Source organism: Streptomyces sp. DSM 41931 (assembly GCF_050271085.1).
GTDB classification, from domain to species: domain Bacteria; phylum Actinomycetota; class Actinomycetes; order Streptomycetales; family Streptomycetaceae; genus Streptomyces; species Streptomyces albogriseolus.
The window spans coordinates 1,303,298-1,316,104 of sequence record NZ_CP189902.1 but is presented as its reverse complement, the minus strand read 5'-3'; the positions used below and the strand labels follow the sequence as shown (position 1 = coordinate 1,316,104).

General features: G+C 74.6%; 13 protein-coding genes. 4 read left to right on the top strand and 9 right to left on the bottom strand.

Annotated features, from left to right (window positions below):
• Window positions 1-152: 152 nt before the first annotated feature.
• Entirely contained in the window at window positions 153-629 is a 477-nt protein-coding gene (locus tag ACP7TJ_RS06330; RefSeq protein WP_093764998.1) for a GNAT family N-acetyltransferase, read from the top strand.
• Between the two features lie 17 nt (window positions 630-646).
• Here ACP7TJ_RS06330 and ACP7TJ_RS06325 read toward each other — a convergent pair whose 3' ends face one another.
• Window positions 647-781: a hypothetical protein gene (locus tag ACP7TJ_RS06325; RefSeq protein ID WP_093765043.1), complete on the bottom strand. Its 135-nt coding sequence runs from the start codon at window positions 779-781 to the stop codon at window positions 647-649.
• A 138-nt stretch (window positions 782-919) separates the two neighbouring features.
• Between ACP7TJ_RS06325 and ACP7TJ_RS06320 the strand changes: the two genes are divergently transcribed.
• A complete protein-coding gene (locus ACP7TJ_RS06320; protein ID WP_093764997.1) occupies window positions 920-1,540 on the top strand; it encodes a class I SAM-dependent methyltransferase in 621 nt (206 codons plus the stop codon).
• A 20-nt stretch (window positions 1,541-1,560) separates the two neighbouring features.
• Here the strand turns inward: ACP7TJ_RS06320 and ACP7TJ_RS06315 are convergent, their stop codons facing one another.
• Both ACP7TJ_RS06315 and ACP7TJ_RS06310 read right to left on the bottom strand, forming a co-directional pair.
• Window positions 1,561-2,061 carry a DUF402 domain-containing protein gene (locus tag ACP7TJ_RS06315; RefSeq protein WP_093764996.1) on the bottom strand — a complete coding sequence of 167 codons (501 nt, stop codon included), beginning with the start codon at window positions 2,059-2,061 and terminating at the stop codon, window positions 1,561-1,563.
• Window positions 2,042-2,974, bottom strand: a complete 933-nt coding sequence (locus tag ACP7TJ_RS06310) for a GNAT family N-acetyltransferase (protein ID WP_189911928.1) — start codon at window positions 2,972-2,974, stop codon at window positions 2,042-2,044. Before ACP7TJ_RS06310 ends, ACP7TJ_RS06315 begins: the two co-directional genes overlap by 20 nt.
• Before the next feature lie 96 nt (window positions 2,975-3,070).
• On the opposite strand from ACP7TJ_RS06310, the gene ACP7TJ_RS06305 reads away from it, so the two are divergent.
• The gene (locus tag ACP7TJ_RS06305) at window positions 3,071-3,439 is read left to right on the top strand and encodes a GntR family transcriptional regulator (RefSeq protein ID WP_167744380.1); all 369 of its coding nucleotides are present in this window, start codon (window positions 3,071-3,073) and stop codon (window positions 3,437-3,439) included.
• An 85-nt stretch (window positions 3,440-3,524) separates the two neighbouring features.
• Here ACP7TJ_RS06305 and ACP7TJ_RS06300 read toward each other — a convergent pair whose 3' ends face one another.
• Window positions 3,525-4,241 (bottom strand): DUF72 domain-containing protein, encoded by a 717-nt coding sequence (locus ACP7TJ_RS06300; protein ID WP_167744381.1) that lies wholly within the window; start codon window positions 4,239-4,241, stop codon window positions 3,525-3,527.
• Window positions 4,242-4,257: 16 nt separating this feature from the next.
• Entirely contained in the window at window positions 4,258-5,352 is a 1,095-nt protein-coding gene (locus ACP7TJ_RS06295) for a DUF5925 domain-containing protein (RefSeq protein ID WP_189911927.1), read from the bottom strand.
• A gap of 227 nt (window positions 5,353-5,579) precedes the next feature.
• On the opposite strand from ACP7TJ_RS06295, the gene ACP7TJ_RS06290 reads away from it, so the two are divergent.
• Complete coding sequence (locus ACP7TJ_RS06290) at window positions 5,580-6,386, top strand: SGNH/GDSL hydrolase family protein (protein ID WP_167744382.1); 807 nt, start codon at window positions 5,580-5,582, stop codon at window positions 6,384-6,386.
• Window positions 6,387-6,395: 9 nt separating this feature from the next.
• Here the strand turns inward: ACP7TJ_RS06290 and ACP7TJ_RS06285 are convergent, their stop codons facing one another.
• The 4 genes from ACP7TJ_RS06285 to ACP7TJ_RS06270 form a co-directional block, all read right to left on the bottom strand.
• Window positions 6,396-8,087: a serine/threonine-protein kinase gene (locus ACP7TJ_RS06285; protein ID WP_189911925.1), complete on the bottom strand. Its 1,692-nt coding sequence runs from the start codon at window positions 8,085-8,087 to the stop codon at window positions 6,396-6,398.
• Window positions 8,088-8,096: 9 nt separating this feature from the next.
• Window positions 8,097-9,674 (bottom strand): nickel transporter, encoded by a 1,578-nt coding sequence (locus ACP7TJ_RS06280; RefSeq protein WP_427762403.1) that lies wholly within the window; start codon window positions 9,672-9,674, stop codon window positions 8,097-8,099.
• Complete coding sequence (locus ACP7TJ_RS06275; protein WP_376725246.1) at window positions 9,671-11,140, bottom strand: tetratricopeptide repeat protein; 1,470 nt, start codon at window positions 11,138-11,140, stop codon at window positions 9,671-9,673. Before ACP7TJ_RS06275 ends, ACP7TJ_RS06280 begins: the two co-directional genes overlap by 4 nt.
• 100 nt (window positions 11,141-11,240) lie before the next feature.
• Window positions 11,241-12,773: a DUF4331 domain-containing protein gene (locus tag ACP7TJ_RS06270; protein WP_167744386.1), complete on the bottom strand. Its 1,533-nt coding sequence runs from the start codon at window positions 12,771-12,773 to the stop codon at window positions 11,241-11,243.
• Window positions 12,774-12,807: the final 34 nt, after the last annotated feature.

The window sequence follows — 12,807 nt, the reverse complement described above, 5'->3', positions numbered from 1 at the left end:
TCATGGGGGAGACCCCGGGGGGATCCCGTGGGGGTGGCTCAGAAACTAGCCCGGTGAAACCCGGAAATCGCCCGGTGAGGACGGTGCGGGGAGATCCTTATGGTCGCTTTAAGGGAGCGTTCGGACTGGGATGAGGTAGGTACCGTGCGCGCATGACGAACGCACGGATCAGACCGGCCGTCGCCGCCGACGTACCGGCCGTGAAGGCGGTGGTCGACGCGGCCTTCCGGCCCTACGTCGCCCGCATCGGAGTGGTGCCGGTGCCCATGGAGGCGGACCACGCGGCGAACGTGGCCGCGGGCCGGGTGTTCGTCGCGGAGCTCCCGGACGACGGCGGGACCGGTCCCGTACGGGTCGCCGGCCTCGTCGTGCTGGAGCCCCGCACGGACCACCTGTACCTGGACACCGTCGCCGTCCGCCCCGACGCGCAGGGCGCCGGGCTGGGACGGCTGCTGCTGGAGTTCACGGAGGCCCGGGCGCGGGCGCTCGGACTGCCCGAGATCCGGCTGTTCACAAACGCCATGATGTGGGAGAACCAGACGATCTACCCGCGGCTCGGCTACGAGACCGTGGAGCGCCGGGTGACCGGTCCGTACGACCGGATCCACTACCGCAAGCGGCTGCGCTGAACCCCGCGCGGCGGCGTTCAGCCGTCGGGCCACCAGGTCCGGGCGACGTCCTTACGGATCTCGGGGCGGTCCGCGGGACGCTCGTCGGCCTCCTCGCGGACCCGGCGGGTGTCCGTCCTCCTCGAGGGCTTCTGCACGGTGACGCGGCGCATGGCTGCCTCCTCGAAGGCCCACCGGGTCACCCGTTCCCACGGCGGTGAACCTTTCGGGGGAGAGTTCCTCATCCGTCCCGTCGTGTCTGTGGCCGCGGTCACGAATCGATTGTCAGTGGCAGGTGTCACCCTGCACGCATGACCACACAGCACGGTGACGGGACGGACCCGGACGGTGTCGACTGGGACGCGCGGGCGGCCGCCTTCGACGAGGAGCCGGACCACGGCCTGCGCGACCCCCGGGTGCGCGCCGCCTGGGCCGCGCGGCTGAAGGACTGGCTGCCGGGCAGGCCCGGCGACGTCCTCGACCTCGGCTGCGGCACCGGCAGCCTCTCCCTCCTCGCCGCCGAGCAGGGCCATCGGGTCACCGGCGTGGACCGGTCCCCGGCCATGGTGGAGCTGGCCCGGCAGAAGCTCGCCGGGCGGCACGCGGTCTTCCTCACCGGCGACGCGGCCCGCCCGCCGGTCGACGGCGAGCGGTACGACGCCGTCCTCGTCCGGCATGTGCTGTGGACGCTGCCCGAGCCGGACCGGGCGCTGCGGCGCTGGCGCGACCTGCTGCGGCCGGGCGGACGGCTGGTGCTGGTCGAGGGCGTGTGGGGGACGGTGAGCCCGGTCGGCATACCCGCGGACCGGCTCACCGACCTCCTCGCCCCGCTCACCGCACGGGTGCGCGTGGAGCGGCTGTCCGGGGACCCGGCGCTGTGGGGGCGGGAGGTCGACGACGAGCGGTACGCGGTGGTGGCCCTGCGGGAGTGACCCCGGGCCCGAAGGGGGTCTCAGGCGAGCAGGGTGCCCAGACCCGCCCCTCGGGCCAGGGCGTCCAGTTCGTCGAGGGCGGCCACCGCGGCCGCCGCCGCGCCCGGGTCCCGGGCGGACAGGCCGCTCTCCGCGAACTCGTCCTCGTCCAGCCGCCGTACGTCCGTGCCGTCGGCGGAGACCCACAGGTCCAGGTCGAGGTCCTCCACGACCAGACGGCCCCCGGACAGCTCGGCCGGACGGGTGATGTCGCAGTAGTGGCCCTTGAGCGCGCCCCCGGAGGCGCGCACCTCCTTCACGGAGTACCAGCGGTCCCGCCAGTAGTGCTCCGTGAAGACGTCCCCGGGCTCGAAACGCACGAAGCCGAAGTCGCGCACGCCCTCGCCCGCCCACGGGGCGCGCACGCTCACCCGGGTGCCGTCGTCGGCGAGCAGCTCCGCCGGGTAACTGATCTTCGTGCGGCCCGCCTTGACCAGGACCACCTCGACCGTCGCCGGTCCGTCAGCCGAGTTCGCGGACATGGCGCACCTCCGTTCCGCACAGTTCGTAGCCGAACCACTTGTTGATCGCGATCATCGGCTCGTTCCCGGTGTCGTTGCCCGTGAAGGCCTCCGTGTACCCGGCCGCGCGGGCCCGGTGCAGCGAGTCGTTCTTCGCGAGCTTCGCCAGACCCCGGCCGCGATGGGCGCGGGCCGTGCCGGTCATGCCCGTCGCGTACCGCGTGGCGCCGTCCGTGCGGGCCGCGGTGAACGCGGCCGGCCGGCCGTCGACCACGGCCACCGTGGTCAGCTCGGCGTCGAACAGCGGGTGCCGCCAGGTCTCCCTGAGCCACGCCTCGTAGTCGGTGAACTCCGTGTCGACGTCGCTCGGTTCGTCCGCCGTGGTCTCCGCGTCCAGCTCGAACAGCGGGCGCGGGTCGTCGGCGTACGCGGACCCCGGACGCAGCTCCACCCCGGGCGGCGGGTCCTGCGGCGGGGGCAGCTCGCCGTGCGCGAGGTCCAGGCGGAGGAAGTGCGCGGAGCGGCTCGCCCGGTAGCCGTGCAGCTCGGCGAAGGCGCGGTTGCCGGGCTCGTCCAGCACCCAGGCCAGCAGCCGGACCGCCCCGTGCGCGGTCAGATGGTCCTCGGCGGCGCGCACCAGCAGCGTCCCCGCGCCCCGGCGCGTGTGCCGGGGGTGCACGTAGACGTTGAGATTGCCCTGGCCGGGCACGGCGCTGTCGTACGCCAGGTGCACCTGGGCGGTGCCGATCACCTCGCCGTCGTCGTCCACCGCCACGAGCGGGCGGTAGTGGGCGTCGGGGTGCAGCTGGGTGAGGTCGTGGGCCAGGGACTGAGGGGTGACCAGGATGAACGGCAGGGCGGCCTGCCGAACGCGGGCGAAGCCCTCCAGGTCGGCGGGGGCGTCGGGGCGCAGATCGCGGACGGTCACTGTCATGTGAGGGCACGCTACGAGGTGGTGCGGCGGGGTGCCTCCCATTTTTCGTGGCCGGGGGATGCGGCCTCCGGGGCGGGGGTGCGCGAGAATCGCGGCGTGACTGTACGGATCCATATCCAGGACGGAACACCGCCTTACGAGCAGGTGCGGGCGCAGATCGCCGAGCAGGCGCGGTCGGGGGAGCTTCCGGTGGGGTACCGGCTGCCGACCGTGCGGGGGCTGGCCGAGACGCTCGGCCTCGCGGCGAACACGGTCGCCAAGGCGTACCGGGCGCTGGAGGCGGACGGGGTGATCGAGACGCGGGGGCGGAACGGAACGGTGATCGCTGCCGCGGGGTCGGCGGCGGAGAGGGAGGTTGCCGCTGCCGCGCAGGTTTTCGCCGAGCGGGCTCGGCGGCTGGGGGTGGGGGAGGAGGCGGCGGTGGCCGCGGTGCGGGATGCGTTGCGGGCGGTTCATCGGGCCTAGGCGCCGCGGGGGTTCGGGTTCGGCGGCCGCTGCGGGTGCGTTCGGGCTGAGCGCGCAGTTCCCCGCGCCCCTGGGGGTGTTGCGCTCAGAGCGTCATGAGTGTTCTGGCGTTGTGGACCGCTGCCGCGCCGGGGTCGTTGTTGAAGTAGGCGTGGACGTCTGCTTCCTGGGGCCAGGTCGTGGTGATGCGGTGGAGCCAGGTGCGGAGGGCCTGGCGGCCGTAGTGGGGCCAGGGGTGGGCGCGGCCCTGGTGGAAGCGGACGTAGCCCCAGTCGGCGGTGCGCCACAGCGGGGTCACCGGGCGGGAGAGGACGTCCGCCCAGCACAGGGCCGCGCCCCGTGCCTCCAGGACCGCGCGGACGTCCGGTGTCCACCAGGACGGGTGGCGTGGTTCGACCGCCACCCGGGTGGATTCCGGGAAGCAGCGCAGGCAGGCGTCCAGGAGGGCGGGGTCGGCCTGGAGGGTGGGCGGGAGCTGGAGGAGGACCGGGCCCAGCCGGTCGCCGAGGGCGGCGGCGCGGCTCATCAGGCGGTCCACCGGCTCCTCGGGGTCCCGCAGCCGCTTGATGTGCGTCAGGTAGCGGCTCGCCTTGACCGCCACGACGAAGCCCGGCGGGGTGCGCTCCCGCCAGGACGCGAAGGTCTCCCGGGACGGCAGCCGGTAGAACGCGTTGTTGACCTCGACGGTGGGGAAGGCGGCCGCGTACTCCTCCAGCCACAGCCGTACCGGCAGACCGGGCGGGTACAGCACCCCGCGCCAGTCCTTGTACTGCCATCCCGAGGTCCCGACCAGCAGCGGCATGCGGCCCTCCCGGCCCCTACAGGTACAGGCCCGCGTCCGCGTCGCCGCGCGGCTCCGGCAGGGAGGTCGGGGAGGTGCCCCGGCGCAGCGCGTACAGCTCGGCCAGGGTCGCGCCCTCGCGTCCGACGCCGTCCTCACGGCCCAGCCAGCCCACCGCCTCCGTGCGGGTCAGCGGCCCCACCTCGATCCGGGCCAGGCAGCGGCCCGGACGCACCACGGCGGGGTGCAGCCGCTCCAGGTCCTCGTTGGTGGTGACGCCCACCAGCACGTTGCGCCCCTGGCCGAGCAGGCCGTCGGTGAGGTTCAGCAGCCGGGACAGCGCCTGACCCGCGGTGTGCTTGGCCTCGCCGCGGATCAGTTCGTCGCAGTCCTCCAGGAGCAGCAGCCGCCAGCGGTTCCTGCCGGACGCGTCCTCCTCGCCGATCGCGATGTCCATCAGATAGCCGACGTCGGAGAAGAGCCGCTCGGGGTCCAGGACGCAGTCGACCTGGCACCAGTCACGCCAGGACCGGGCCAGGGTGCGCAGCGCGGAGGTCTTGCCGGTGCCCGGCGGGCCGTGCAGCAGGAGCAGCCGCCCCGAGATGTCCTCGGGGGTGGTCTTCATCAGACGGTCCATCGCGTCCGCGACCGGGGCGGTGTAGTTGGGCCGGATCTCCTCCCAGGTGCCGGCCGTGATCTGACGGGTGGTGCGGTGCGGGCCGCGCCGCGGGGAGACGTACCAGAACCCCATGGTGACGTTCTCCGGCTGTGGTTCCGGCTCGTCGGCGGCGCCGTCGGTGGCCTCGTCCAGGATCCGCTGGGCCAGGTCGGCGCTGGTCGCGGTCACCGTGACGTCGGCGCCCCGGCTCCAGCGGGAGATCAGCAGCGTCCAGCCGTCCCCCTCGGCCAGGGTGGCGCTGCGGTCGTCGTCCTTGGCGAGCCGCAGCACCCGCGCGTCCGCGGGCAGGAGCGTCGCGTGGGACCGGACGCGTTCGATGTTGACGGCGTGCGAGTAGGGCTGCTCGCCCGTCGCGAAGCGGCCGAGGAACAGCGCGTCGACGACATCGGACGGGGAGTCGTTGTCGTCGACGTTGAGCCGGATCGGCAGGGCGTCGTGTGGGTGCGCGGACATGCCGCCATGATCGGTCACGCGAGCCCCCCGTGCACCCGATTTGCCGGGTGCGCCCGCGCGCGTCGCGTCGCTCCCGTGTCCGGCTACTCCGGGAGAAGTGAGAGAAAGTCAGACCGCCCCGGTGTTTGTCCGGTACTCAACGGTAATAATTTTGACATGAACACTTCCGCTCAACACGCGTAGTTGGTACCAAGGTTGAGGCAGAGATCCTGCTAAAGGGAGGTTCCATGAGACGTTCCCGACTTGTCCTCTTCCTCACCGCTCTGGCCCTCGCCGTCACCGCCGCCCTCACCGGGGCGGCCGCGGCGCACGCGTCCTCGCAGGCGGCCCCCGGCCCGTACGTGGCCCTGGGCGACTCCTACTCCTCGGGTGTCGGCGCCGGCAGCTACATCTCCTCCAGCGGCGACTGCAAGCGCAGCACGAAGGCCCACCCGTACCTCTGGGCGGCCGCGAACTCCCCCTCGTCCTTCTCCTTCACCGCCTGCTCGGGCGCCCGAACGGGTGATGTTCTCTCCGGGCAGCTCGGCCCGCTCTCCGCGAGCACCGCCCTCGTCTCCATCAGCATCGGCGGCAACGACGCCGGGTTCGCCGACGTCATGACGACCTGTGTGCTCCAGTCCGACAGCTCCTGCCTCTCCCGCATCGCCACCGCCCGGGCCTTCGTCGACTCGACGCTGCCCGGCAGGCTCGACGGCGTCTACACGGCGATCCGGGACCGTGCGCCCAACGCCCATGTCGTGGTGCTCGGCTACCCCCGCTTCTACCGGCTCGGCACCAGCTGCGTCGGCCTCTCCGAGACCAAGCGGAAGGCCATCAACGACGCCTCCGACCACCTGAACAACGCCATCGCCCAGCGCGCCCGGGCGTACGGCTACACGTTCGGCGACGTCCGCACCACGTTCACCGGCCACGAGATCTGCTCCGGGGACTCGTGGCTGCACAGCGTGGACTGGCTGAACATCGGCAACTCGTACCACCCGAAGGCCGCCGGACAGTCGGGCGGCTACCTCCCGGTGCTCAACTCGGCGGCCTGACCCCCTGGTTCAGTAACCGTCCCCGTCCGCACCGGACGCCGAGGCGGAGGCCCCGCCCGACGGGGTCTCCGCCTCGCACACCACTGAGAACGGCACGGTCTCCGACGTGGTGCGCACCGGCTCCCGCACCTCCACGCCGATCCGGCCGTGCAGCTCCCCGCTCTCCGAGTACGTCGTCACCACCACCGTGTCCCGCGTGGTCCGGCCGCCGTCCGCGGGGAACGACAGGGTGCGCCAGCCCCGGTCCGCCACCGAGCCGCCCTCGGCCGACCAGCGGTAGCGCACCTCGGCCGGCAGCCGGTTCACCGTGAACGTCGCCGTGAACGAGGGCGCCTCGTCGTGCGGGGGCGGGCAGACGCTGGAGTACTCCGTGCGGGTGCCGGTCACCGTGACCGACACCGTGAGGGGAGGGGGCTCCTCGCCGTGCCCGCCGCCGTCGCCCTCGTCCTTGGCCCCGTCGTCCGTCGCGGAACCAGAAGGTGACGGGGCGTCCTCCGTCTCCGCCGTCGCTCCGGCGCCCTTGCCGCCGGTCGCTGCCGGGGAACTCGCCCCGCCGTTCCCGGCCTCCGGCCCACCGCCGTCCCGGTCCAGCAGCGCGTACGTCAGCCCGGCCAGCGCGAGCGCCAGCAGGACCACCCCCGCGACCAGCAGGGCGGCGCCGCGCCGGCCACGCGGGGGCGGGGCCGTCGCCGTGGCGGCCGTGGGCGCTCCGCCGCCCCGCTGACGGGCTGTCACGGATGGTTGATACGGGTCGGTCGGCGGCGGCGCGGGGAGCGCGGCCACCGTGGGCGCGTACGAGGAGGCCGTACGCGCGGGGTCCGCGCCCGGTGCGCCCCCGGCGGCGACGACCCGCAGGGCCTCCAGCGCGCGGTCCGGAGAAAGGCGTTCGGCCGGGTCCTTGCGCAGCAGCCCCTCGATGACCGGCGCGAGCGGACCCGCCCGGCGGGGCGGCGGCAGCTCCTCGTCCACGATCGCCCGCAGCGTGGACAGCGGGGTGTCCTGCCGGAACGGGGAGTGGCCCTCGACCGCCGCGTACAGCAGCACGCCCAGCGACCACAGGTCCGACTCCGGACCGGGGGTGCGGCCCAACGCCCGCTCCGGCGCCAGGAATTCGGGCGAGCCGACGACCTCCCCGGTCATCGTCAGGGCCGAGCTGCCCTCGACCGTGGCGATCCCGAAGTCGGTGAGCACCACCCGGCCGTCGTTCGCGATCAGCACGTTGGCGGGCTTCACGTCCCGGTGCAGCACCCCCGCCGCGTGGGCGGCGCGCAGCGCGGCCAGCACCTCCGCGCCGATCCGCGCGGCCCGCGGCGGCGACAGGGGGCCCTCAGCGTCCAGCACCTCCGCCAGCGACAGACCGCGCACCAGCTCCATCACGATCCACGGACGCCCGTCCTCCGTGGCCACGTCGTACACCGTCACCACGGTGCGGTCGGCGATGCGGGCCGCCGCCCAGGCCTCCCGCTCCAGCCGCGCGTACATCCGCTCCACGTCGGACGCCGGCAGCCCGGCCGGGGCGCGGACCTCCTTCACCGCGACCTCGCGGTGCAGCACCTCGTCGCGGGCCTGCCACACGGTGCCCATGCCGCCCTCGCCCAGCGGCGACAGCAGCCGGTAGCGTCCCGCGATCACCCGCTCACTGTCCGGTTCTTCGGACACGGCGCCCCCATTCGCGTCCGGGCGAATTCGCCCTTTCCTCATGAAAGTAGCTCAGCCGAGAGCGGATGCCGCCCCCCTGAACACCAATCCGGCCCCCAGGATCAGCACCACGCACGCCGAACCGAGGGGCGCGCTCCGGCGCACCAGCGCCGCCCACGGCGCGCTCGTCCAGCGCGGGCGCCGGGCCAGCAGCCGGGACACGCCCCCGCCCGCCCGCACCACCGCGTAGCCGGCGGCGGTGAGCGTGAGCGCCAGTCCCACGCCGTACGCGACGACGAGCAGCAGCCCGAACCAGGCGTGGCCCAGGGCGGCGGCGCCGACCAGCACCACGACGGCGGACGGACTGGGCACCAGCCCGCCCGCGAACCCGAGCAGGATCGTGCCGCGGAGCGTGGGCGCGGCGGAGTGGGTGTGGGTACGGCCGCCGTGGGTGTGGGTGAGCGAGGTGTGGGGGTGGTCGTGGGCGTGCGGGTGGTCGTGGGGGTGCGGGCGGTCGTGCGCGTGCCCGTGTCCGTGCTCGTGCTCGTGTCCGTGCTCGTGTCCGTGGTCGGGGGCGTGCTCGTGCTCGTGGGGATGGGGATGCGTGGGGTGGCCCCGCCGGCGCAGGGCGCGGCGGACGAGCTGCGCGCCGGCCAGGGTGACCAGGACGCCGCTGGCGACGCCCAGCCAGGCGACGACGGAGGGCGCGGCGGCGGAACCCGCCGAGACCAGCAGGCCCAGGGCGACCACGCCGAGGGTGTGGGTGACCGTGACGGAGGCGGCCATCGGCAGCACGTCCCGCATCCGCGCCCGGCCGCCGCGCGCCGCCGCGGTCGCGGCCATCAGGGTCTTGCCGTGGCCCGGCGCGAGCGCGTGCATCGCGCCGAGGACCACCGCGAGCAGCAGGGCGAGCGCGGCGAAACCCACGGTCAGGTCGCGCCGGGCGACCAGGTCGTCCAGGGCCCGCGTCCAGCGGTCGGCGCCCCGGGGCAGGATCGCGGAGGCGGGCGTGTCCGCCTCGTCCGGCCCGGCCGCCGCCGGGCCGCCGGGGCGGACCCGCAGGGACGCCGTCCGGGTGTCGGGCGGGGACGCGAGCCGGTCCTCCGGGTAGCGGGTCAGCCGGGCGGAGGGGGACGACTCCGGCACGTCCGAGGCGGCCAGCGTCGTACGGTCCCCCCGCGCGGTGATCTCCCGCCAGCCGGGGCCGGAGTCCCCGCCCGCCGCGCGGAAGTCCACGGCGACGGTACGGCCCCGGGGGAGGGGTGCGGTCAGCCGGCATTCCACGCGCAGGGTGTCCAGTCCCGCCTGGCCGGGCCGCACCTGGACGCGCGCGGCGCGCACGGTGAGCGGCGCCGGCCGCCCGTCGGCCCGGACCGCGCTCTCCCGGGCGGCCGTCGAACACCGCTCGCGGGCCCAGGCGTCGCGTCCCAGGCCGGCGAGGTCGGGGGCGGCCTGGGTGGCGGGGATCTCGGCGAGGTCCTCGACGTGGTGCACGCGCAGTTCGCCCGGCGCGGCCACCAGGCCGTCGTACCGGTTGACGGTGAAGTTGCCGAGCGGGTGCGCGCTCGCCTCCGTGGCCGGGACCAGGGCGAGGGCGGTGGCGGCGGTGAGGAGCGCGGCGCCGGCCGCGGCGGGACGCGGGAGGTTCAACGCGCCGCCTCCAGGTCCTCGAGGGCGGCCCGTGCCGCGCGGGCGCCGAGCGGGGAGAAGCCGGGATTCAGCCTCAGGGCGGCGGTGAGGGAAGCGCGGGCGGCGCGGTCCTGCCCGGCGGCCTTCTCGATCATGCCCCGGTGGTGGAGGAAGGCGGCGTCGCGGTAGCCGGTGGCCGTGGCCCGGCGGGCGTACGGCAGGGCCTCCGCGGAACGGCCCGCACGGTGCAGCGCCCAGGCGAGGGCGTCCGCCGTGTGCACCGTCCGCCGTCGGTCCCATGCGGCGCGGGCCGCGCGGAGCGCCTCGGCGGTGTCCCCGTGGTCGGCCGCGGCGAGCGCGGTGTCCAGGTCCACGTCCACACCGCCGGCCCGGGCCAGCGCGGTCCAGGCGTCGACGAGGGCGTACTGCTCGCGGGCCTTCGCGCGGTCGCCCCGGTCCTCGTACAGCTCGCCGAGGGCGACCAGCGGGCCGGGCAGCGGGGAGCGGGCGACGACCTGCTCCAGCGTCGTGATCGCGCCCGCGCGGTCGCCGTCCGCGGCCTGGGCGCGCGCCCGGCCCTCCAGGGCGGGGAGGTAGGCGTCGTCCGCGGCGAGTGCGCGGGCGTAGTGGTGCAGGGCGGTGTCGTAACGCCCCTGGCCGCGTTCCAGGTTGCCCAGCGCGGTCGCCACGTACGCCACGTCGGCGGGGCCGGCCGCGCTGTCGAGGGCGCGGTGCAGCACCCGGCGGGCGGTGCGCACGTCGCCGCGCAGCTCCCGCACGTACGCGTACCGCGTGAACACGGGGACGCCCGGACGCCTGCGGTCGGCGACGGTGGCCGCCTTCGCGGCCTCCGCGTACCGGCCGAGTTCCACCAGGGCGTCGATACGGGAGCAGAGAGCGCGTTCGCTGTACGGGTTCCGCTCCAGGGCGCGGTCGGCGTGGTCCAGGGCGGCGGCGAAGTCGTGGCGCGCGGCGGCGAGGGCGGCCTGCCCCGCGAGCGCCTGGTCGTTGCCGGGACGCAGGGCGAGGGACCGCGCGAGGGCGCGTTCGGCACGGGTGTACCGGGAGGGGTCCCCGTCGGTCCGCGCCCGCTCGACCTGCGCGAACCCGAGGGCCGCCCAGGCCCCGAAGTCCCGCGGCTGCTGCCGCACATGGGTCTGCAACGACCGGATCGCCGTGTCCAGGTCCCCCCGGACCAGCACATCGGCGCTCACCGCCCGGGACACCCCGGGCACGGCCCGCGCCGCGTCCCGTCCGTCACCCCCCACGGCGACGGCCCCGGCGGTCATCGCCACGGCCAGCAGCACGGCGCACGACGCGAGATGCGGCCCGCGCCCTCGCCGCGCGGCGGCGGCGAACCGCCGCAGGGCGTCGACCCGTCCGGCGGCGGACGGCGGCCGTGGGGTTTCCGCGGCGGGCGGCGCTCCGGCGGGCGGCGTCGCCTCCTGGCCGCTCCCGCGGGTGCTGTCGTTCGAGCGCGGGGACATGGGACTCCTTCGTCGGTGGGGGCGCGGCCCTGCCGTGGGGGATGGGAGGGGAGGGCCGCGCCGGACGGTGGGGCGGCCGGGGTGCCGGCCGCCGGGCGGGTCAGTAGGCGCGGCGGCGCATGCGGCGCCACCACATGAGCGCCACGCCGATCAGCAGCAGTCCGCCCGCTCCCGCGCCCGCGGACGCGGCGATCAGGGTGGTGTCGTCGGCGCCGCCCGCCCCGGCGGGCCGCAGCGCGTCGCCGAGCTGGCTGCGCACGTCGTTGCCGCTGTCGACGCCCTTGGCGAGCGGGCCGCGCGAGCCCTCCGTGGGGTTGGCCAGGTACGGGAAGGCCCCACCGAACTTCTTGTCGTTCTCGTCGACCGCGTCGCCCAGGTCGTTCTTCGCCCCCACCAGCTCGCCCTCGACCACCTGGAGCGCGGCGTCCACGACGTCGTCCGTCAGCCGGCGTCCGTTGGGGAAGCCGGCGGTGTCGCCGTCCAGGACGCCCAGCCGCTTCGGCTTCGCGGCCGGCGCGATCGAGGTGTTGAGGCGCAGCATCTCCGAGGGGCGCACGTGCGGAGGCTGGTTGAGGCCCTCGACGCCCTTGAGGAACACGTCGACCAGGTCGTCGCGCGGCTCCTTCGGCGCCGGGATCTTGTAGATCGCCTCGATCAGCTTCGGCAGCTCCGGCTCGGTGACGTTCTTCAGGAACTGCGCGTCGTCCCACGGCGCGGACGCGTTGAACGTGTCCTTGTCGCCGATCGGGTTGACGACCTCGTTCACCAGCGGGTTGCCCAGCCGGGACACCTGCACGAAGTGCCCCTCGGCGTTCTTGCGCTGGGTGGTGGACCAGACGCCGACGACCGGCTGGTCCGCGGACTCCGTGATCAGGTGCGTCGGCACCTGCAGCGCCACGGAGTTGACGTTGTAGCCCTTCAGCGTGTCGTTGCCGACCTCCGAGAGGTTCCCGCCGTACAGCAGGTCGAAGACCCGCAGGTCCAGGAAGAACGGGTCGTCGGCCTGGCCGGCGAACGTGGTGGCGCCGCCCGCCAGTTCGTGCACCGCCTGCGTGCGGAGGGTGCCGTAGTCCGGCATGGACGCCTTGCCGACGTTCGACGGCGCCACCGGCACGTCGTCCGCGATCTTCGTGCGGGACACCGCGTGCTGGTCCTTCAGCTTCAGCAGCTCGATGTCGTAGGTCTGCGTGACGTTGAGGTCAGGGTCGTCCAGGCTGGTGACCGGGCCGGTGTTGTAGAGGAACGTCTTGTCGTTCTTGACGTGCGTCCTGAACGTGTAGCGGAACAGCAGCTCGCCCTGCGCGTCGCCGTTGTTGTCGATGTGGATGTCGTACTGCGCGTCCTCGGCGAACGTGAAGAAGTTCGGCCCGCCGGCGGGCTCCTCGAAGGGGATCCAGTTCGCGATGATCGTCGTCGTGTCCGGCTTGTCGGGGCTGACGAACGCGTACAGGTCCGTGTTGTCGTACTGCGGGGTGCCCGAGATCAGCGGGGCCTCCCGGTGGGAGGAGGCCGAGGCCGCTTCGGGTTCCAGCGCGGACGCGCCGGCGGCCGCGAGCCCCCCGGCGGCCAGCGCACCGCAGATCAGGGTCGCGAGGCCCCTGCGCCCCGAACCGGTCCTGGAGTCAGTAGTCATGCCGTCCGTCCTCAGTGCCGACTTGCCTTGACGC